The following is a 20379-nucleotide window of genomic DNA, read 5'->3' as shown; positions in this document are numbered from 1 at the left end:
GGGGTCGCCATCCCGCTTTCGCGGCCGATTCATCCATAGTCCGACAGGCTCCTAGGGGCCGCTCCTACGGAGTGTCGTGCCACACAATAATCCATAACATTCTAGGAAAAAGGGGACCCTCCCCAACCGGGCGCGCACCAGCGCGCCCGGTTGGGGAGGGTCCCCTTTCTCCTAGACGAGGATGAGATTGTCGCGGTGGATCAGCTCCGCCTCGTCCACGTAGCCGAGGCGCGCCTCGATCTCGCTGCTCGGGTGGCCGATGATGCAGCGGGTCTCCATCGCGCTGTAGTTGACCAGGCCGCGGGCCAGTTCGCGGCCGTCGGGGTCGAGGCAGGCGACCAGCTCGCCGCGGCGGAACTCCCCCAGCGCCTCCAGCACCCCCACCGGCAGCAGGCTCTTGCCCGACTCGCGCAGCACCCGCGCGGCGCCGTGGTCGAGGACCAGCCGGCCCTGCACGTGGAGCTGGCCGGCCAGCCACTGCTTGCGGGCGGCCAGCGGCTCGCTGGAGGGCTGAAACAGGGTGCCGATCTCTTCGCCGCGGGCGATCCGCGCCAGCACCTGCGGCTCACGCCCCGAGGCGATCACGGTGGCGGTGCCGGAGCGGGCGGCGCGCGCCGCCGCCCGTACCTTGGTGAGCATGCCGCCGCGGCCGAGTACGCCGCCGCCGCCGGCCATCCCCTCCAGCGCGGGGTCGCCCGCCCGCACTTCGTGCAGCAGTTTGGCCTCGGGGTTGTGGCGGGGGTCGCCGTCGAACATGCCGATCTGGTCGGTGAGCAGCACCAGCAGGTCCGCCTCCACCAGATTGCCGACCAGCGCGCCGAGGGTGTCGTTGTCACCGAGCTGGATCTCCTCCACCGCCACCGTGTCGTTCTCGTTGACCACCGGCACCACCCCCATCTCCAGCAGGGTGCGCAGGGTCGAGCGGGCGTTGAGGTAGCGCTGGCGATCCTTCAGGTCGTCGTGGGTGAGCAGTACCTGGGCGGCGTGGATGCCGTGGCGCTGAAAGGTGGATTCGTAGGCCTGCACCAGCCCCATCTGGCCCACCGCCGCGGCCGCCTGGAGTTCGTGGACCGCGTGGGGACGGCGCGCCCAGCCGAGGCGCTTCATCCCCTCGGCCACCGCACCGGAGGAGACCAGCACGATCTCGTGGCCCTGCGCGCGCAGGTGGGCGACCTCCTCGGCCCACGCCTCGATGGCGGCGAGGTCGAGGCCGCGCCCCTCGGCGGTGACCAGGGCACTGCCGATCTTCACCACCCAGCGGCGGGAGCGGCCCAGTTGTTCGCGGGACTTCGTCATATCATTTATGGGGACGGCGCACCAAGGCGAAAGGGCGCTAGATTACTACAGCGGGGGAGGTTCTTCATGCGTGACGAATGGATGGCCGAGGCGGTGCGCCTGGCGCTGGAATCAGTGGCGGCGGGCGGTGGGCCGTTCGGGGCGGTGGTGGTTCGCGATGGCGTGGTCATCGGCCGTGGCCAGAACCGGGTGACCCTCGATCACGATCCCTCCGCCCACGCCGAGGTGGTGGCGATCCGCGAGGCCTGTCGCACGCTCGGTACCCATGATCTGGCGGGTTGCGAGCTCTACGCCAGTTGCGAGCCCTGCGCGATGTGTCTCGCCGCGATCCACTGGGCGCACCTCGACCGCCTGTGGTATGCCGCCGGTGAGCAAGATGCCGCCGAGGCCGGTTTCGACGACGCTAGGATTCGCCATGCGCTTTGCGCGGGCGCGGAGCGAAGCGTGCCGGCCGCCCGTCTTGCGCCGGAGGGCGCGCGCGCGCCTTTCGAGGCGTGGCGGAATAAGGTGGACAAGACCCTGTATTGAGGTCGTCACCGGCAGGAAAGACGCGTGCTGCAAGCGCGTATCGCTCGTCAATGAATTCACTATTGCTTGTAGGTAAATTGCCCGAGTGCCGAGTTGTGTTGTCCGGGCGGCGATAAAATGCCGACGAGCGGCCGTTCCGGCGCCGTTCAAGGTCATCTTGCTGTGCTAGTTTCCCAAACGTAGGCCCACACAAAACAAACAAACGGCCGGTAGATGAGCGGGGCCGCCCGCCGGCCCTTCTGGAACCTCAAGGCATGGATGAATCATTCCCCCGACTTCTCCACCTTTTTCCCCTCGAACCCGATGTGGCCCGTGCGTCCTGTCGACCGACTGGTCGAGACCGAGTTCGCCACGACAAGGAGATCTTCATGAAGGCTCGTTTCAATCCCAACGCATCGCTACTGATGCTGCTCTTTCTGGCCCTGCTGTTGCCGTTCAGCGGCACGGCATCCGCGGCGGATCAAGCCACGCCGGTGGTGATCCCGTTACCCGGTGGTGTGTCGGCGGTGGCCGTCGAGGTGGGCTCCGGTAGCAGCTTGGTCTCCGCCGGCGACGGCCAGTTATACACCTGGGGTCTCAATATGAACGGTCGCCTCGGGGACGGGGCCACCGACAACCGCTCCTCTCCGGGGGTGGCGGCCCTGCCGGGGGGGGTATCCGCCACCTCTCAGCTCTCTTCCGCCAGCCACGGGCTGTTGCTCGGCGGCGACAACCAAGTCTACAGCTGGGGTGACAACAACAGCGGCCAGCTCGGTGACGGCACCACCGAGGATCACTGGACCCCTGCCGCGGTGACCCTCGCCAGCGGGGTGACGGCGCGGGCGGTGGCCGCCGGCGGTTACTTCAGCCTGGCCATCGGCAGCGACGGGCAGGTCTACAGCTGGGGCAACAACAGCTCGGGCCGCCTCGGTGACGGCACCACCGATCACCACCGCGCGACGCCCGCGGCGATTACTTTGGCAGAGGGGGTGACCGCGGCAGCGATTGCGGCGGGCGACGTCCATGCGCTGGCCATCGGCAGTGATGGTCAGCTCTACGCCTGGGGTGACAACTCCGCCGGACAGATCGGTGACGGCAGCCGGACCAAGCACCTGACGCCGGTGCAGGTGACCCTTGCCTCCGGCGTGACGCCGACGGCGGTCGCCGCCGGCGGTTACCACAGCTTGGCCATCGGCAGCGACGGAAGGCTCTACGCCTGGGGCTGGAACACCAAAGGCCAGTTGGGTGACGGTGCCACCGGGGATCGCCTGACGCCGCAGGTGGTGGAGCTGCCTGGTGGGGTATCGCCCGCCCTGATTGCCGCCGGGTACAGCCACAGCTTGGCGGTGGGCAGTGACGGCCGGCTCTACAGCTGGGGTTGGAACAACCACGGCCAGCTGGGTGACGGCTCGACCATCGACCGCCTGACCCCGGTGGCGGCGAAGGTGCCCACCGGTATCACCTCCATCTCCGCCGGCTTCTCCCACAGCATGGCGGCCGGCAGCGATGGCCGGGCGTACGGCTGGGGCGAGGACGGTTACGGCCAGGCGAGCGGCGGCAGCACCACGGTGGCGCTCAATCCGCCCACCGCGGTGGCCGGCGTGACCCCGCTCAGCGGCCGCGCGCCACTGACCGTGAGCCTCGACGGCAGCGCCTCGAGCGATGAGGACGGCTCCATCGCCAGCTACGCCTGGCACTCCTCGGACGGTCAGGATGCGAGCGGCGCGAGCGCCGAGCTGGTGTTCCAGAGCGGCGGCGAGTACACCATCACCCTGACGGTCACCGACAACGACGGGGCGACCGACAGCGCCAGTCAGACGATCACCGTGGGGGCCGCCAACCAGTTGCCGCAGGCGCAGTTCACGGCGACCCCCGAGAGCGGCCGCGCGCCGCTCACCGTGGCCCTCGATGCCGGTCAGTCGAGTGACCCCGACGGGCAGATCGAGGGTTATCTCTGGAGCCTCTCCGACGGTCGCACGGCGAACGGCGCGAGCACCGAGCTGACATTCACCCAGGCGGGCCAGTACGGCGTCACCCTGACCGTCACCGACAACGACGGCGGTACCGCGAGCGCCACCCGGACGATCACCGTGCAGTCCCCCTACGGGGCCCCCGAAGCGGTGATCGAGGCGACCCCGACGAGCGGCACGGCGCCGCTGGTGGTGAGCCTGGACGGTAGCGGCTCCAGTGCCGAAGAGGGGGCGATCAGCGCCTATCAGTGGCTCGCCAGCGATGGCCAGTCCGCCAGCGGGTCGAGCGCGACCCTGACCTTCGACGAGGCGGGAAGCTACACCGTAACCCTGACCGTCACCGACGAACGCGGCGCCCAGGGAACGGCCAGCCGGCAGATCGCGGTCCGCGAGGCCGACAACGAGGAGCCGGTGGCGGTGATCAGCGCCACCCCGGCGGCCGGCGAGACGCCGCTCACCGTGAGCGTCGACGGCGGCGCTTCCAGCGACCCCGACGGCCACATCGTGGAGTATCTCTGGAGCACCTCCGACGGGCAGAGCGCCCAGGGGGCCGAGAGTTCCTTCCAGTTCCTCTCCGCCGGGACCTACGTGGTGACCCTGGAGGTCACCGACGATGGCGGGGCGAGCGCCAGCGCATCGTACACGATCCGCGCCTACGCGCCCTTGAAGGTTGCCCCGGCGCAGTTGGAGATGGGGGTCGGCGAGGACGCGGTGCTGAGCGCCAGCGGCGGCGTCGAGCCTTATCAATGGAGCGCCAGCGCCGGTGAACTGCTCACCATCAACAGTCGTCAGGCACGCTACGTGGCGCCGTCGGAGGCGTGCCCGAGTGCCGGTCCCTGCTACACCGTGACGGTGACCGATAGCCTTGGCAACACCAAGGAGGTCGGCGTGGCGGTCACCTCCATGCTGCGGGTGACCCCCGAGACGGTCAGCGTGACGCTGAGCGGCGGGCAGGTGAAGCCGGTGCGGCTGGAGGCGGGCGGCGGCGTCGAGCCCTACCGTTGGGAGGCCGACGGGGGGCGGGTCAGCGGCCACGGTTCGTGGGTCAACTACACCCCGCCGGCGGAGGTGGGAAGCTGGCAGGTCATCGTCACCGATGCCCAGGAGAGCCAGGCGACGGCCCGCGTCGAGGTGGTGGAACTGCCGGTGATCAACCCCGATGCGGTCACCCTCAGCACCGGCGAGACGGTGACGCTGGAGCTCAGCGGCGGCGTCGATCCGGTGAGCTGGATCGTCAGCGGTGGTGAACTCTCCCCGACCTCCGGGCGCACCGTTACCTATACCGCGCCGCAGACTCCGGGGCGCTACCGGGTGATCGCCACCGACGGCGACGGCCGGACCGCCCGGGCGCTGGTGTCGGTAGCCGGTGACCTGCGGATCTCGCCGGCCGAGGCGACCGTGGGGGTCGGCGAGCCGCTGCACTTTGCGGCGGCCCGTGGCGAGCCCCCCTACACCTGGCCCGATGGACGCCATGGGCGGAGCTGGAATACCCGCTTCGACACGGTGGGCAGCCAGCAGGTGGAGGTCACCGACTCCACGGGTGCCACCGCCGTGGCGGAGGTGCGGGTGGTCAATGAGGGGCTGGAGGTGACCCCCGCCCACGCCGCGGTGCCGCCGGGTGACGTGGTGAAGCTCAGCGTCGCCGGTGGCGAGCCTCCCTACCGCTGGAGCGCCGACGCCGGCAGCCTGAACGCAGAGGAGGGGAGCGAAGTGACCCTGGTGGCGCCGTTCGGGCGCGGTGAGTACGCGGTGACGGCGACCGACAGCGCCGGGATCTCCGGTGTGGCACGGGTCCGGGTGACCGCGGCGATGGTGGAGAATCCGGCCTGTGCACCGCAGTGCGGCAGCATCGAAAGCGACATCAGCATCGACGGGGTGGAGCGTCCGGAAGGGGAGAGCCGTGCCGACGAGGACGCCGATCTGGATATCGGCTTCCGGGTCGAGGCACCGGACGACGGTCATCGCCACAAGGTCTACGCCGCCCTGGTGTGGAGCCTTCCCGACGGTCAGGTGCTGACCTTCTTCCACACCGGGGACCCGGAGCACCCGCTGCAACTTTGGGAGGGCGGCGAAATGCCGGCCTACGGAGAGAGCGGCGGGGGGGAGAGCACCGACGTGGAGTTCTACCAGGGGGGCGGATCGGGGCTGCACGGGGTGTTCGACTTCTTCGTCGGTCTCGCCCCTGCGGATGATCCGGGTGGTCTCTCCTACAACCAGCACCCCTACCGGGTGGAGCTGGAGTAGCATCGACGCCGACGGGGGGGCGATCCGGGCGGGGTCCCTACGCGGGGCCCCGCTCTTTTCGTCTGCGGCGGGGGTGGTTGCGAAGCGGCCAGCGAGTCCATACCCTTGCCGGAGTTCCCCCGTATTCGACCCCAGACGGTGCGCCCGCCCATGCTGACCCAGTTCGATCGCCTGCCGGAAGGCCTCCTTGATGTGACGTCGGAGGCGCTGTGCCGCCGCCTTCCCGGCCCGTCGCTGATTCACTTGGCGGGACGTCAGGAGCGACCGCTGTTCGTCTCGGTCCTCCTGCACGGCAACGAGCAGACCGGTCTGCAGGCGGTGCAGGCGCTGCTGCGCAAATACGCCGGGCGGGAGTTGCCGCGGGCGTTGTCGATCTTCGTCGGCAACGTCGCCGCGGCGGCGCAGGGGCATCGGCTGCTGGAGGGGCAGCCGGACTACAACCGGGTGTGGCCCGGTGGTGAGGGGCTCGATTCGCCGGAGGGGCGGATGATGGCGCAGGTGGTGGAGGAGATGGCGAGGCGGCGTCCCTTCGCCAGCGTCGACGTCCACAACAACACCGGCATCAACCCCCACTACGGCTGCGTCAACCGGCTGGAGCCGGCCTACCTCCATCTGGCCAACCTGTTCAGCCGCACGGTGGTCTACTTCCTCCGCCCAAAGGGGGTCTCCTCCATGGCGATGGCGGAACTCTGTCCGGCGGTGACCGTGGAGTGCGGCCAGCCGGGTCAGCCCCACGGCCGTGACCACGCCGCCGACTATCTCGACGGCTGCCTCCATCTCAGCGCCTTTCCGGAGCGCCATCCGGTCCACCACCAGGACATCGACCTTTTCCACACCGTGGCCACGGTGAAGGTGCCCGAAGAGGTCCGCTTCACCTTCGGTGGGGCGGAGGGGGGCGCGGCGATCGACTTCGTGCGTGACCTCGACCACCTCAATTTCCGCGAACTTCCGGCCGGCACCTTCCTCGGCCGTCTCGACGGCGGTCGGCTGGAGGCGTGGAGCGAGGCGGGGGACGAGGTGGCCAGGCGCTACTTCGACCAGCGTGACGGCGAGCTGCGCACCCGCATCCCGGTGATGCCGTCGATGTTCACCCTCAACGAGGAGGTGATCCGTCAGGACTGTCTGGGGTATCTGATGGAGCGCTATCCGTTGCCCAGCGGGGTGGAGTAGGCGCGATCTCCTCCAGCGCGGTGACCCGCACCCGCCCCCCCTCCATCCGCCACTTCACGTCGAGGTCGTAGAGGCGCATGCCGTAATCGCGGGGCGTCGCGTCGTCGCGGTAGGCGGGGCGGGGATCGAGGCGGAGCAGCCGTTCGATCAAGGCCCGCAGCTCGGGGTAGCGGGCCGTTTCCAGTTCGGTGCAGCGGTCTGCTGCGGCCTCACTGAAGATCACTTCCAACGTCTCCGTCGGCGGCTCCGGCGCGAAGCCCCCGCGGGCCCCCGGCAGGCAGTCGGCATAGGGCACGTAGGGCTTGATGTCGAGCACCGGGGTGCCGTCGAGCAGGTCGCCTCCGCGCACCTCCAGCAGCAGACGCCGCCCCTCCCGCCGCACCCCGACCAGCTCCACCACCGACAGCCCGATGGGGTTGGGGCGGAAGTTGGAGCGGCTGGCGAAGACCCCCACCCGCCGGTTCCCCCCCAGCCGCGGCGGCCGCACCATCGGCCTCCAGCCCTGCTTGGCGGTGCGGTCGAAGAGAAACAGCAGCCACAGGTGGGAGAACGCCTCGATCCCGCGTAGCGCCTCCTCCCGGTCATAGGGGGCGAGCAGCTCCACCGTCGCCCGCGCCTCCGGCACCAGCCCCGGCTGACGGGGCACCCCGAATTTGTCGGTGAACGGCGAACGGACGACGGCGACGGGCTCCAGGGTGATCTTGTTCATTGGGGAGCGTTGTTTACCACGACGGGTTTAATGGGCTGGGGCGGTTGTGGGGCGGTGGCGTCCGCTGCCATTCGTTTGGCGGCGGTGCTTTGGCCGGGCGGTGATTATTTAACACGAAGGGCACGAAGGAAGAGGCACGAAGAACACGAATCGCATTAAAAAATCGGCATTCGAAAGGGCCGTATCGTGGACGGTCTGCGCGGCCTCCTAAATCCCGTTCACCGCCGGACGCACCGGCGTGAAGGCCCAGCCGAAGGCGAGGGGCAGCAGGAAGGCGGGGGCGACGGCGTAGAGGTCGCCGGGGCCGTAGAGGCTCCACAGGTAGAAGGTGGCGGCACCGAGCACCAGGGTGGCGATGGAGACCCGCTCCGACGGCCGGCGGCCGAGGGCGAGCAGGGTGAGCAGCGGGCCGAAGGCGGCGGCGAGCACCCCCCAGGCGTCCATCACCAGGTCGAACACGCTGTGGTTGTCGGAGAGGGCGATGGCCAGCGCCATGGCGGTCACCGCCACAGTGCCGAATTTGGTCACCAGGTAGTGGTCCACCTTCTGGTGGTGGAAGTCGCGGGTGAGCGAGGCGGCGCAACTGAGGATCAGCGAGTCCGCCGTCGAGATGGTGGCGGCGAAGATCCCCGCCAGCACCAGCCCCACCAGCACCCCCGGCAACAGCTCCCGGGCCAGCGTGGGCAGCGCCAGCTCGGCGTCGAACTGGCTCGATTCCGGCAGCAGCACCCGCGCGGCCAGCGCGGTGAGGATGCCCAGCGTCCAGAACAGGGTGAACCAGCCGTAGTAGTAGATGCGCACCGCCCGCATCTGGTCGGGGGACTCCATGGCCATGAAGCGGATCATGATGTGGGGCTGGCCGACTACCCCGTAGCCGGCCACCAGCCAGCCGAGCAGGAAGCCGGCGCCGCCGAGCCATGGCCCCCAGGCGAAATCGCCGGGGAACCAGTCCATGTAGTGGGGGCCCACCCCGTGGAGCGCGGCGGTGAAGCCGCCCCAGCCCCCCAACTGATCGACCCCGATCCACATCATCAACCCCATGGCGAGGATCATCACCACCGCCTGGGCGGCATCGGTCCAGATCGAGGCGCGGATGCCGCCGGCGAAGGAGTAGGCGAGCACGATCACCGCGCCGATCACCGCCCCCGCCCACTGCGGCCAGCCGAACAGCACGCCGAGGGCCTTGGAGCCGGCGGTGAGCTGGGCGGCGGCGTAGGTGCCGAGAAAGAGCAGGGTGAAGACACCGGCGAGGCGGCGCAGCCAGGCGTGGTTGGCGTCGTGCCAGTGGGAGAGCAGGCCGCCGAAGGTGTGCACCCCGTTGCGCTCGCTCATCTCCCGCACCTTGCGGTGGACCAGCAGCGAGGCGACGAAGTCGCCGAGGATCCAGCCCACCGCCATCCAGATCGCCGACAGCCCGGCGGCGTAGGTGTAGCCGACCATGCCGATGAACATGTAACCGCTGTTGTTGGTGGCCACCGCCGAGAGCGCCACCAGCCAGGGGCGTACCGACTGGCCGGCGAGCAGGTAGTCGAGGCTCTCGCGGCGGCTCTTGCGCACCGCGCTGAGACCGATCACCACGAAAAGCAGGAGAAAAGCGAGGAAACTGACGAGCATTGGGACTTCCCGTTGGAGGACAACGGCGATTCACCCTACAGGGGGCGGTGGGGGCGGTGCAACCGGTGAGGGGGATTACGGCGGGAGGGGCGAAATAGTCCTCCCGGTTACGACGCCTTGCGTCGTAACCGGCTCCGTGGACGCTCTGCGTCCCTAGGAGCCTAGGCTGAGTCGGGCACGGTGGCGGCGGAGCCTTCGTTCGGCACGACGCGGAGCGTCGAAGAGAGACGTTTCCACGCAGCGCGTGGAAATGAGGGGGCAGCCCTTTCCGACGGGCGCGTCTCCTATCGTCGGCACGCACCCTACCCGGCTTTCATCATCCGGGGTGACTCACACGGCGCTACCGAAGGCGACCAGGGCGTCTTCGCGCAGGTCGGCGATCTCGTCGACGGAGAGCTTCAGTTCGGTGAGGATCTCCGGGTAGCGCTCCGCCCACTCGGCGGGGCTCAGCGGATCGGTCTCCAGGGTGCCGTCGCTCAGGCTGATGTACTCGGCGAGGATCAGCACCGCCTTGATCATCCGTGCCAGCGGATCGCTGTGCATGTCGAGACCGGGGTCGTGGTGGAACCAGATCGCCTCGGTGACCGCGTCGGGGAGTTTCCAGTTGCGGGCCACCAGGTGACCGACCACGCAGTGGTTGGTTTGGTAGCGCCGCTCCTCCTCCTCGACGCTCCATCCCCCCTGGGTGAGGTCGCCGACGAAGAGGTCCTCGTAGTCGGCGAAGCGCTGGCGAAAGAGCGGTACGGCGCAGTCGTGGAACAGCCCGGCGAGGTAGGCCGGGCTGGCGAATTCGCTCATCACCAGCACCTGGCGGGCGATCAGTTCGGCGCTGCGCGCGACCATCAGCGAGTGGCTCCAGAACTTCTCGTTGAGGGCGTCGCTCTCCTCGACCACCGCCTCCTGGAGGGCGCCGGTGATGATCAGGTCGCTGAGCTTGGTGATGCCGAGGGTGGCGATGGCGTGCTTGACCGACTCGACCCGGTGGGGGAGGTTGAACAGCGCCGAGTTGGCCAGCTTGAGGGTGCGTGCGGTGAGCGCGGGGTCGCTGGAGATGAGCTTGGCGATCTCGTCGAAATCGGGGTCGGGCATCGCCAGTTCGAAGTTGATGTCCACCACCACCTGGGGCTGAATCGGCACGCCGACGTTGGCGAGCAGGCGCTCGGCCTGTTCCACCAGGTCGCCCGAATCGGCGATGGCTGTCTGACTCTGCATGGGATCGATCTCTCGGTTGGGCCGGCATCCGTGCGCGGCGAGGATATCGGAATCCTAGAGGATTCCGCCTGTCGGGTCCACTGCGAAAATATCCGTGAAGCGCCCTCAATGAGAAGTAAAATTATTGAAAAACAAAGGGTAATGAGGGTTAGTGGGCCTCGTCCCAATTCGCCCCCACGCCGCTTTCGATTACCAGCGGGACCTTCAGTTCGGCCGCCCCCTCCATCAGCCCGGGGAGTGCCCCGAGGAGTTCGTCGAGGGCCTCCTCGCGCACCTCGAAGACCAGTTCGTCGTGGACCTGCATGATCATCCGCACGGCGGCGTCCCCCGCTTCGCAGGGGCCACCGAAGCGCTCGCCGATCCAGCGGTCCACGGCGAGCATGGCGCGCTTGATGATGTCGGCGGCGGTGCCCTGCATCGGCGCGTTGATCGCCGAGCGTTCGGCATACTGGCGCCGCGCGCCGTTGCGCGAGTGGATCTCGGGGAGGTGGAGGCGGCGGCCGAACACCGTCTCCACGTAGCCGTCGCTCTTCGCCTGCTCGCGGGTCCGCTCCATGTAGGCGGCGACCCCGGGGTAGCGTTCGAAGTAGCGCTCGATGTACTGCTGGGCGGTGCCCCGCTCGACGCCGAGCTGCTTCGCCAGACCGAAGGCGGACATGCCGTAGATCAGGCCGAAGTTGACTGCCTTGGCGGCGCGGCGCTGCTCCTTGGTCACCGCCTCGGTGGCCACGTTGAACACCTCGGCGGCGGTGGCGGCGTGGATGTCGAGGCCGGCGGCAAAGGCGCGCAACAGCCCCGCGTCGTCGGAGAGGTGGGCCATGATCCGCAGCTCGATCTGCGAGTAGTCGGCGGCGACCAGTTTGCTCCCGTCGGCGGCGATGAAGGCCTGGCGGATGCGCCGACCCGCTTCTGTGCGCACCGGGATGTTCTGCAGATTGGGATCGCTGGAGGAGAGGCGGCCGGTGGCGGCCACCGCCTGGTGGTAGGAGGTGTGGACCCGGCCGGTGACGGGGTTGATCTGGCCCGGGAGCTTGTCGGTGTAGGTGGACTTGAGCTTGGCCAGTCCGCGGTGCTCCATGATCAGCCGCGGCAGCTCGTACTCCAGGGCCAGCTCCTGGAGCACCCCCTCGGCGGTGGAGGGCTGCCCCTTGGGGGTCTTGCTCAGCACCGGTAGCCCCATCTCCTCGAACAGGATCTGCTGGAGCTGCTTCGGCGAGGAGAGGTTGAACGCCTTGCCGGCCACCTGGTGGGCCTCCGCCTCCAGGGATTGCAGGCGGGTGGCGATCTCCATGCTCTGCTCGGCGAGCATGCCGGCATCGACGCGCACGCCGTTGCGCTCGATGCGCGCGATCACCTCCAGCAGCGGTCGCTCGATCTCCTCGAACAGCGCGCGCAGCCTCGGCTCGGCGGCGACCCTCGGCCAGATCGCGTGGTGCAGCCGCAGGGTCACCTCGGCGTCCTCGGCGGCGTAGGGGGTGGCCCGTTCCAGCTCGATGCGGTTGAAGGTCTGCTGCTTCACCCCCTTGCCGGCGACCTCCTCGTAGGTGATGGTTTTGTGTTGCAGGTACTTCTCGGCCAGGGTGTCCATGTCGTGGCGGCCGGTGGAATCGGCGACGTAGGATTCCAGCATGGTGTCGTAGGCGATGCCGCGCAGCTCGATCCCGTGGTGCAGCAACACGCTGAGGTCGTATTTCAGGTTCTGGCCGACCTTGGGGCGCTCGGCGGATTCGAGGATCGGGCGCAGGCGGTCGAGGGTCTCGCGCAGCGGGAGTTGCGCTGGGGCCCCTGCGTAGTCGTGGCCCAGCGGCAGGTAGGCCGCCTCGCCGGGCTCCACGGCGAAGGAGAGCCCCACCAGGTTGGCCCTCATGTAGTCGAGGCTGTCGGTCTCGCTGTCCACCGCGATCAGCTCGGCGCGCGCCATCTTTTCGATCCAGCGGTCGAGGTCGGCCGCGTTGAGGATCGTCTCGTAGCGGGGTTCGGCGGTGGCGGGGACGTCGTCTTCCGGTGCGGGGGCGGTCTCGCCCGCCTCGCCCAGTTGGGCGAGCCAGCTCCTGAACTCCAGGCGGGTGAACCAATCGCGCAGCGCCTCGGTGTCGGGGGCGGTGATGGCGAGCTCGTGCGGGCCCTGTTCCAGCGCCACCTCGGTGTGGATGGTGACCAGCCGGCGCGACAGCGCCAACTGTTCCAGGGAGGCGCGCAGGTTCTCCCCCACCTTGCCCTTGATCTCCTCCGCGTGTTCCACGATGCCGTCCACCGAGCCGTACTCGGCGAGCCACTTCACCGCGGTCTTCGGCCCCACCTTGGGCACCCCCGGGACGTTGTCGGAGGCGTCGCCGACCAGCGCCAGCAGGTCGATGATCCGCTCCGGCGGCACGCCGAACTTGTCGACCACCCCCTGACGGTCGAGCAGGGTGTCGGTCATGGTGTTGATCAGGGTCACCCGCTCGCTGACCAACTGGGCCAGATCCTTGTCGCCGGTGGAGATGAGGCAGGCGATGCCGGCGGCGTCGGCCCGCCGGGCCAGGGTGCCGATGACGTCATCCGCCTCCACCCCTTCGACGCAGAGCAGAGGCAGGCCGAGGGCGCGGACGATGGCGTGGAGCGGCTCGATCTGGGCGCGCAGCTCATCGGGCATCGGCGGGCGGTGGGCCTTGTACTCGGCGTAGAGCTCGTCGCGGAAGGTGGGGCCCTTGGCGTCGAAGACCACCGCCATATGGCGGGGCTGCTCGTCGCGCAGCAGCTTCTTCAGCATGTTGACCACCCCGTAGACCGCGCCGGTGGGCATCCCTGCGGAGTTGGTCAGGTCCTTCATCACGTGGAAGGCGCGGTAGAGGTAGGAGGAGCCGTCCACCAGGATCAGCCGATCGGGTGTGGTCATGGGTTTTTGCCGCCGTCGAGGTAGGGAGTGGGGATGGTAATTCAGGGAGCGGGGCTCTTCCAGGGCGTCGGGGGGGCGGCAAAAACCCAAATTGTTTAATCAGGGATTGCGCCTGCGGGGCGCTGTGCTTGGTGGGTGGGAATGTGGTAAAAAGGCCGCTTTCCGCGGGGTTGTCCCGCGTCCCCAACCGACAGGTCCCGCCATGCGCTACTCGATGCTGGTTCTGCTGTTTGCCGCGGCCCCGCTGTTCGCCGCCGAAGATCCCGGCCCGATGGTCGCGCCGCCGCCGCCGGGGATGGCCGAGGGCGCCGCGCCGGCCGATGGGGGTTCCTCCCCCGCCTCCCGGCAGGAGGAGCTCACCGTCCGCGAGAACGCCGACGGTTCCACCACCATCACCCTGCCCGGAGGCGAGACCCTGGAGCCGGAGGTGACCATCCGCGAGAAGGGGGAGAAGACGATCACCGAGTACCGGGTCGCCGGCCGGCTCTACATGATCAAGGTCAAGCCCGCGGTGGGGCCCGCCTACTACCTCTCCGACACCGATGGCGACGGCAACCTGGAGACCCGCCAGAGCGAGCTCGATCCCGGTTTCATGATCCCCAAGTGGATCCTTTTTCAGTGGTGAGGGCCCGCGAGCCCTAGACCCGCGATCCCTAGGCCCGCGAGCCCTCAACGCCTTCTTCACCCCGACCCCAGCGAGTCACCATGTCCGTCTATACCGCCGTCGAGCGCGATGAGCTGGAGGCGTTCCTCGCCGACTACACCCTGGGCGAGCTGGACGACTACCAGGGGATCAGCGCCGGCATCGAGAACACCAACTTCTTCGTCACCACCACCCGCGGGCGCTACGTCCTCACCCTGTTCGAGCAGCTGCTGCCGCGGGAGATCCCCTTCTTCCTGGAGTTGACCCACTTCCTTTCGGAGGGGGGGATCCCGGCGGCCAATCCCCAGCGCAACCGCAGCGGGCGTTTCCTCTCCACCCTCAACGGCAAACCCGCCGCCCTGGTGGAGCGGCTCTCGGGGGCCAGCGTCGAGGCGCCCAACGAGGCCCAGTGCGCGGCCATCGGCGAGGGGCTGGCGCGGCTCCACGTGGTGGGGGCGGAGTTCGCCCGCAACCGCCACCGGGTCAACGATCGCGGTCCACGCTGGTGGAAGGTCACCGCCGAGCGGGTGATGCCGCAGATCCCGGCGGAGGAGGCGGAGCTGATCCGCGAGGAGATGCGCTTCCAGGCGGATCACCACTTCCCGGAGCTGCCCCGCAGCATCATCCACGCCGACCTGTTCCGCGACAACGCGCTGTTCGAGGGCGATACCCTCAGCGGCATCATCGACTTCTACTACGCCTGCAACAGCCTGCTGCTCTATGATCTGGCGGTGCTGGTCAACGACTGGTGCATCGCGGCCGACGGGACCCTCGACCCCGGCCGCTTGCGCGCGCTGCTCCAGGCCTATCATGGGATACGCCCGTTGAGCGCCGTCGAGCGGCAGGCGTGGCCGGTGATGCTGCGTGCCGCCGCGCTGCGTTTCTGGCTCTCCCGGCTGCAGGATGCCTGCTTCCCCCGCCCGGGAGAGATGACCCACATCAAGGACCCCGGTGCCTTCCGCGACATCCTCCGCGACCGTATCGCCCAACGGGAGTGGCTCCTCGCCGAGTGGGTCTGAGGCGGGGGCTCGTTCCGGCCGTTAACCACGGAGTGTTTTTTGGGGCGATCTCTTCGGCCCGCGGGGTGTACGGCGGTTCTGCCGCGGAGGCTTCGTTCGGCGGCAATTCTCTTTGGAACCACCGTTCGGTTCGTCGATAGGTGTCTTTACGCCTTTCCTTTACCCGGCTCGGGGCGTTTAATTACTCGATATCACGTCATTTGCTAGTGTCACGGTCATGCGCAAGGTCAAAGAGGATGAGGTCCTGGTGGGGCGTCCGCTGCTGTGGGCGGTCTACGACGCCGGCGGGGTGATGCTCGCCCCGGAAGGGAAGGTGTTCGAGGACCCCGAGGAGCTGGAGGCGTTCCGCGTCCGCGGCCTCTACACCCTCGGCGAGACCCGCGAGCAGCGCATCGCCCGGCTCAAGAGCGACAAGGAGCAGGCCGACGAGCGGGCCCATGTGGCGGTCTTCGACAAGGTGGCGGCGCTCCCCGCGCGGCTCAACCAGATCAACCGCACGCTGCTCGATGATGCCGGCGAGGACGTGACGATGCGGGTCGTCCGCCTCGCCGAAGAGATCCAGGTGCTCTGCGCCGAGGATTCCGACGCGGTGCTCGCCGCCCTCCACGTGCGCTACGACGAGGCCCTCGGGGTGGTGGAGACCCTCCACGCCGCGGCGCTGTGCGAGCTGCTCGCCGCCGCCAAGGGGCTCAACAAGGCGCAGCGCCTGCCGATCCTCTGCGGCGCGTTGACCCACGACGTCGGCTTCACCCGGCTGGCCTCCTCCCTCCATCGCCAGACCTCGCCGCTCACCGATGCCCAGTGGGCCGACGTGCGCGAGCACCCGCTGAAGAGCGAGGCGCTGCTGCGCAACGGCGGGGTGACCAACGAGGTGTGGCTCGACGTGGTGCGTCACCACCACGAGCGGCTCGACGGCGGCGGCTACCCCGACAAGCTGGCGGGGGAGGCGATCTCCCTGCCCACCCGCATCCTCGCCATCGCCGACATCTACGCCGCGATGATCAAGCCGCGGGGCTATCGCGAGGCGATCCTCGGCAAGGACGCGGTGCGCGAGATCTTTCTCGAACGGGGGGCGAGCGTCGACGAGGAGCTGACCCAGCTGTTCGTCCGCCGCATCGGCATCTTCCCGCCCGGCGCGTTCGTCAAGCTGCGCAACGAGGAGATCGGGGTGGTGATCCGTCAGAGCGACAACGCCGCCCACCCGCGCATTTGCTCGGTACTGAGTCCCCGCGGCGTTCCACTGCCCAGGCCACAGTTCCGCGATACCGCCGACAAGTCCTTCTCGGTCGTCGAGATGGTTCCCCACCAGCGCTACCGCTCCATCCTCGGCATGCTCCACGTCCTCTGGCGCAACGCCTGAATCGCGGGAGGGTGGTTTCCCATTCCGGGCGCAGCGCTCGCTCAATGATGAGAATCAACCGCAGATGAGCGCAGATTTCCGCAGATTGGACTGAGCATTCATCTGCGGTTCACGCAGAGGGGCGGGTCGTTGCCTCCGGGAGTTCCTTGGCACCGTCCTTCAAGGCGAGGATCGCCGGCAGCACCCGTTCGAATTCGCTGCGTGCGGCGGCGAGGCGCTCGTTGGCGCCGTCGAGCCGTCCCGCCTCCCCCTGTGCCTCCAGTTCGCGGCTGAGCGACGACAGGGTCCGGGCGCCGAGGGTGGCGCTCTGGGATTTGAGGCTGTGGGCGGCGTGGCGCAGCGCGTCGCTGTCCTGCGCATCGACCGCGGCGGTCAGCTTTTCCAGCGCCCGTTGGGCGTCCTCCAGGTAGGCGTCGACCACCTGCCGCAGCCCGTCGGGGATGCCTGCCAGACTGTCGCGCAGGCTCTCCACGGCCAGCGGGTCTAGCAAGGGGGCGGGCGCGTCGCCGCCACAGCCGCACTCCGCGGCCGGCGAGACGGTGGCAGGGGAGGTGGCCGGGGCGGACCGCGCCGTCGCCGGTGTGTCGACCTTCGGCGGACGCCGGAAGCGGCGGGCGATCAATTCCCGCAGGGCGTTGAACTGGATCGGCTTGGTCAGGTAGTCGTCCATCCCCGCCTCCAGGCACTTCTCGCGGTCGCCGGTCAGGGCGTGGGCGGTGAGGGCGACGATCGGCTGGTGGCCGCCACCCCCCTCGGCCTCGCGGGCCCGTTGGCGGCGGGTCGCCTCCAGCCCGTCGAGCCGCGGCATCTGGATGTCCATCATCACCAGATCGAAGGGGTCGTCGGCCATCCGTGCCAGCGCCGCCAGGCCGTCGCCCGCCTCCTCCACCACACACCCCAGTTGCTTGAGCATCGCCCCGGCCACCATGCGGTTGACCGCGTTGTCCTCCACCAGGAGCACCCTGCGCCGTTCGCCCTGCTCGGCGGCGGGGGGCGTCGGCGGGGACGCCGCGGTGGCGCCCGTGTTGCGGAAGAGGGTGGCGATGGCGTCGAGCAGCCGTGACGGACCGAGCGGCTTGGCGATGGCCAGATCGATGCCGTGATGGTCGAGACTCTCCCGGTCCGGGTGGAGGCCGGAGGTGAGCAGCAGGATCCGCGGTTGATGGATGCCGGGCTCGTCGCGCACCGCTCGGGCGAGCTGCAGGCCGTCGGTGTCGGGCATGTGCAGGTCGAGCAGCAGCAGGTCGAACGGCGCCCCGCGATAAGCGGTGTCGCACAGCCGGCCGAGGGCGGTGGCGGCGTCGGCCGCCGCCTCGTGCTCGACCCCCCAGGTGTCGAGGTAGCTGGCGAGGATCTCCCGGTTGGTGGCGTCGTCGTCGACGATCAGGCAGCGGTGGTCGTGCAGGTCGGCCCCCTTGATTGGGCAGATCCGTGCGGTGGGGGCCAGCGGCACGGTCACGCGGAAGCGGGAGCCCTGGCCGGGACGGCTGTCGGCGTCGATGGTGCCGCCCATCGCCTCCACCAGTTGGCGGCAGATGACCAGACCGAGGCCGGTTCCGCCGAAACGGCGGGTGGTGGAGGCGTCGGCCTGGGTGAAGGGCTGGAACAGCCGTTCCAGCATCTCGGGGGCGATGCCGATGCCGCTGTCCTCCACCGAGAAGCGGGTCGCCCCCCCTGCCTCGGGCTCCACCGCCACCCGGATCGCCCCCGTCTCGGTGAACTTCACCGCGTTGCCGATCAGGTTGGCGAGCACCTGGCGCAGCCGGATGGGATCCCCTTCGACGCAGCAGGGGAGATCGGGGTGGAGGAAGGTGGAGAACTCCAGCCCCTTGCCGTAGGCCTGTTCGGCGAGCAGGGTGCCGGCGGTCTCCACCGCCTCGGCCAGGGGGAACTCGATCCGTTCCAGGACGAGTTTGCCGGCCTCGATCTTGGAGAAGTCGAGGATGTCGTTGATCACCGTCAGCTGGAGATCGGCGGAGTTGAGCGCGGTGTGCAGGAAGTTTCGCTGCTCGTCGCTGAGCGCGGTGTTGTCGAGGATCTGCAGCATGCCGATCACCCCGTTCATCGGGGTGCGGATCTCGTGGCTCATGTTGGCGAGAAAGGCGCTCTTGGCGCGGCTCGCCGCCTCGGCCGCCTCACGCGCCTCGATCAGCGACGCCTCCTTGGCCTGGAGGGTGGCGCGCATCCGCTCGAAACTGCCGATCAGGGCGCCGATCTCATCACCGGAATCGCGCGGCAGGCGGGCGCGGTAGTCGCCGCCGGCGAGCCGCTCGGCGACGCCGGCCAACTGGCGCACCGGGCGGCCGACGATGGCGTCGAGGAACAGCGCGATGAACAGGAAGGCGGCGGTGAAGACGCCGATGAAGACGCCCCCCAGGGTGAGGTTGCGGTGGCGCTGCGCCGCCTCCAGGGCCGTGGCGTCGAAGTCCAGTGCCAGGCGGGCGAAGAGGCGGCCGCGGAACTCGATCGGCTGCTCGAAGTGGTAGAGGGGAGCGGCCTCGTCGCGGTCGGTGGGGAACAGCGGGTAGAGACGTCTGCCGTCGCGGTCGTAGAGGATCAGCCGTCGCCACTGGGGGAGTCGCTCCAGCATCACGTCGAGGGTTTCGTAGACCGCGGCGATCTGGTCCTGGATCAGGTAGGGGAGTAGCGCGTCGCCGAGGGTCACCAGGTGTTCGGCGACGTGGCGCTTCTGCTCCTCGATATCGACGCGCTGCTGGCGGGGGATCCAGCCGAGGAAGATGTAGCCGCCGGCGACCAGCGCCACCATCAGCAGGAAGGCGGTGACGCGGGTGCGCAGGGAACGGGGGATGACGTGGCTCACCAACTAGGGCGCTTCGACGAAATAGCGCTCCAGCCCCCACGCCGTGAGCGGCCGGTAGTCGTCGGCGTCGGCGGCGATCAGCTGCTTGATCGGCACCTTGGCGAGCAGCGCCGCCCCCGCCTCGGTGGCCGCCATGTCGAGGAAGGCGCGGCGCACCGCTTGCCGGTCGGCGGCCGGCACCCGCGGGTGGGCGACCACCGGGTGGGGGGCCATCTCGCGGGTCTTGTAGAGGACGCGCAGGGCGTCCCGCACCTCCGGCTTCTGCTGCCGGAGGGTGGACATCACCCCGCCGCCGGCGGCGGCGCGGCCGAGCAGCACGTTGGTGTAGACCGAGGAGTGGGTCTTCACGTAGAGCGGCTCGACCGCCACCCCGTGGAGCTGCTCCAGGTCGGCGCGTATCAACAGCGAGGCGCCCAGGGCGTTGGGGGCGGGGAAGGCGACGGTGCGCCCCTGGAGTTCGGCGAGCGTGTGGATCGGACTCTCTTTCGGCACCACCAGGATGCCGTAGAGCGACCGCCCGCCGTCGCGTACCAGGGGTTCGTAGCCCTGGGTCTCGGCGGCGACCAGCGAATGGTAGGGGTTCATGTAGGCGAAGTCGAAGCGGCCCCGCCGGAAATCACGCTCGAAATCGGGGATGCGTGGTGAGCCGCTCATCACGAAGTCGAAGCCGGTGCGCCGCTCCAGCTCCTCCAGGATCGGCACCCAGATGGCGGCGAGGTGGCGCGGCTCGAATTGCGGCACCACGCCGAATTGGTACTCGGTCCCGCCGCGGGCGCCGAGGGTGCAGGCGGCAAGGGCCGCAGCCGCCAGGATTTGCACGAGGAATTTCAAGCGTCTTTGCTCCCGTGTCGGATCGTGGGGGAGGATTCCGGTAGCCCCCATACCCCACAGGCTCCAGGCCTCGACACTTCTTTACCCAAGCGGTGACCGGGCCCG

The 20379-nt window shown here is 69.0% G+C and carries 13 protein-coding genes; 6 read left to right on the top strand and 7 right to left on the bottom strand.

From position 1 onward, the window contains the following. Window positions 1-171 precede the first annotated feature (171 nt). On the bottom strand, window positions 172-1296 hold the full coding sequence (proB, locus tag ACYQ2W_RS12325) for a glutamate 5-kinase (protein WP_459867220.1): 1125 nt from the start codon (window positions 1294-1296) through the stop codon (window positions 172-174). A gap of 66 nt (window positions 1297-1362) precedes the next feature. On the opposite strand from proB, the gene ACYQ2W_RS12320 reads away from it, so the two are divergent. From ACYQ2W_RS12320 to ACYQ2W_RS12310, 3 genes are all read left to right on the top strand, one after another. Next, complete coding sequence (locus ACYQ2W_RS12320; protein WP_459867217.1) at window positions 1363-1824, top strand: nucleoside deaminase; 462 nt, start codon at window positions 1363-1365, stop codon at window positions 1822-1824. A gap of 368 nt (window positions 1825-2192) precedes the next feature. Next, on the top strand, window positions 2193-6017 hold the full coding sequence (locus ACYQ2W_RS12315; RefSeq protein WP_459867214.1) for an RCC1 domain-containing protein: 3825 nt from the start codon (window positions 2193-2195) through the stop codon (window positions 6015-6017). Window positions 6018-6167: 150 nt separating this feature from the next. Continuing rightward, complete coding sequence (locus ACYQ2W_RS12310; protein ID WP_459867211.1) at window positions 6168-7187, top strand: M14 family metallopeptidase; 1020 nt, start codon at window positions 6168-6170, stop codon at window positions 7185-7187. Here ACYQ2W_RS12310 and tsaA read toward each other — a convergent pair. From tsaA to polA, 4 genes are all read right to left on the bottom strand, one after another. After that, on the bottom strand, window positions 7111-7896 hold the full coding sequence (gene tsaA, locus ACYQ2W_RS12305; RefSeq protein WP_459867208.1) for a tRNA (N6-threonylcarbamoyladenosine(37)-N6)-methyltransferase TrmO: 786 nt from the start codon (window positions 7894-7896) through the stop codon (window positions 7111-7113). The two genes, ACYQ2W_RS12310 and tsaA, sit on opposite strands and share 77 nt — an antisense overlap. Before the next feature lie 207 nt (window positions 7897-8103). Next, a complete protein-coding gene (locus ACYQ2W_RS12300; RefSeq protein ID WP_459867205.1) occupies window positions 8104-9510 on the bottom strand; it encodes a sodium/proline symporter in 1407 nt (468 codons plus the stop codon). A 330-nt stretch (window positions 9511-9840) separates the two neighbouring features. Then, complete coding sequence (locus tag ACYQ2W_RS12295) at window positions 9841-10722, bottom strand: HDOD domain-containing protein (RefSeq protein WP_459867202.1); 882 nt, start codon at window positions 10720-10722, stop codon at window positions 9841-9843. Window positions 10723-10870: 148 nt separating this feature from the next. Then, entirely contained in the window at window positions 10871-13600 is a 2730-nt protein-coding gene (gene polA, locus ACYQ2W_RS12290) for a DNA polymerase I (protein ID WP_459867199.1), read from the bottom strand. 202 nt (window positions 13601-13802) lie between these two features. Between polA and ACYQ2W_RS12285 the strand changes: the two genes are divergently transcribed. The 3 genes from ACYQ2W_RS12285 (at window position 13803) to ACYQ2W_RS12275 (ending at window position 16622) form a co-directional block, all read left to right on the top strand. Next, window positions 13803-14225, top strand: a complete 423-nt coding sequence (locus ACYQ2W_RS12285) for a DUF2782 domain-containing protein (RefSeq protein WP_459867196.1) — start codon at window positions 13803-13805, stop codon at window positions 14223-14225. Window positions 14226-14305: 80 nt separating this feature from the next. Beyond that, window positions 14306-15262, top strand: a complete 957-nt coding sequence (locus tag ACYQ2W_RS12280; protein WP_459867193.1) for a homoserine kinase — start codon at window positions 14306-14308, stop codon at window positions 15260-15262. A 217-nt stretch (window positions 15263-15479) separates the two neighbouring features. Continuing rightward, on the top strand, window positions 15480-16622 hold the full coding sequence (locus ACYQ2W_RS12275; RefSeq protein WP_459867190.1) for an HD-GYP domain-containing protein: 1143 nt from the start codon (window positions 15480-15482) through the stop codon (window positions 16620-16622). Window positions 16623-16731: 109 nt separating this feature from the next. Here ACYQ2W_RS12275 and ACYQ2W_RS12270 read toward each other — a convergent pair whose 3' ends face one another. Both ACYQ2W_RS12270 and ACYQ2W_RS12265 read right to left on the bottom strand, forming a co-directional pair. Next, complete coding sequence (locus tag ACYQ2W_RS12270) at window positions 16732-19443, bottom strand: hybrid sensor histidine kinase/response regulator (protein ID WP_459867187.1); 2712 nt, start codon at window positions 19441-19443, stop codon at window positions 16732-16734. 3 nt (window positions 19444-19446) lie between these two features. Further along, window positions 19447-20274 (bottom strand): phosphate/phosphite/phosphonate ABC transporter substrate-binding protein, encoded by an 828-nt coding sequence (locus ACYQ2W_RS12265; RefSeq protein ID WP_459867184.1) that lies wholly within the window; start codon window positions 20272-20274, stop codon window positions 19447-19449. Window positions 20275-20379: the final 105 nt, after the last annotated feature.

The sequence above is a fragment of the Endothiovibrio diazotrophicus genome (assembly GCF_054657215.1).
Note: the sequence above shows the minus strand (reverse complement) of the source record. Positions and strands in the feature narration are given on the sequence as shown.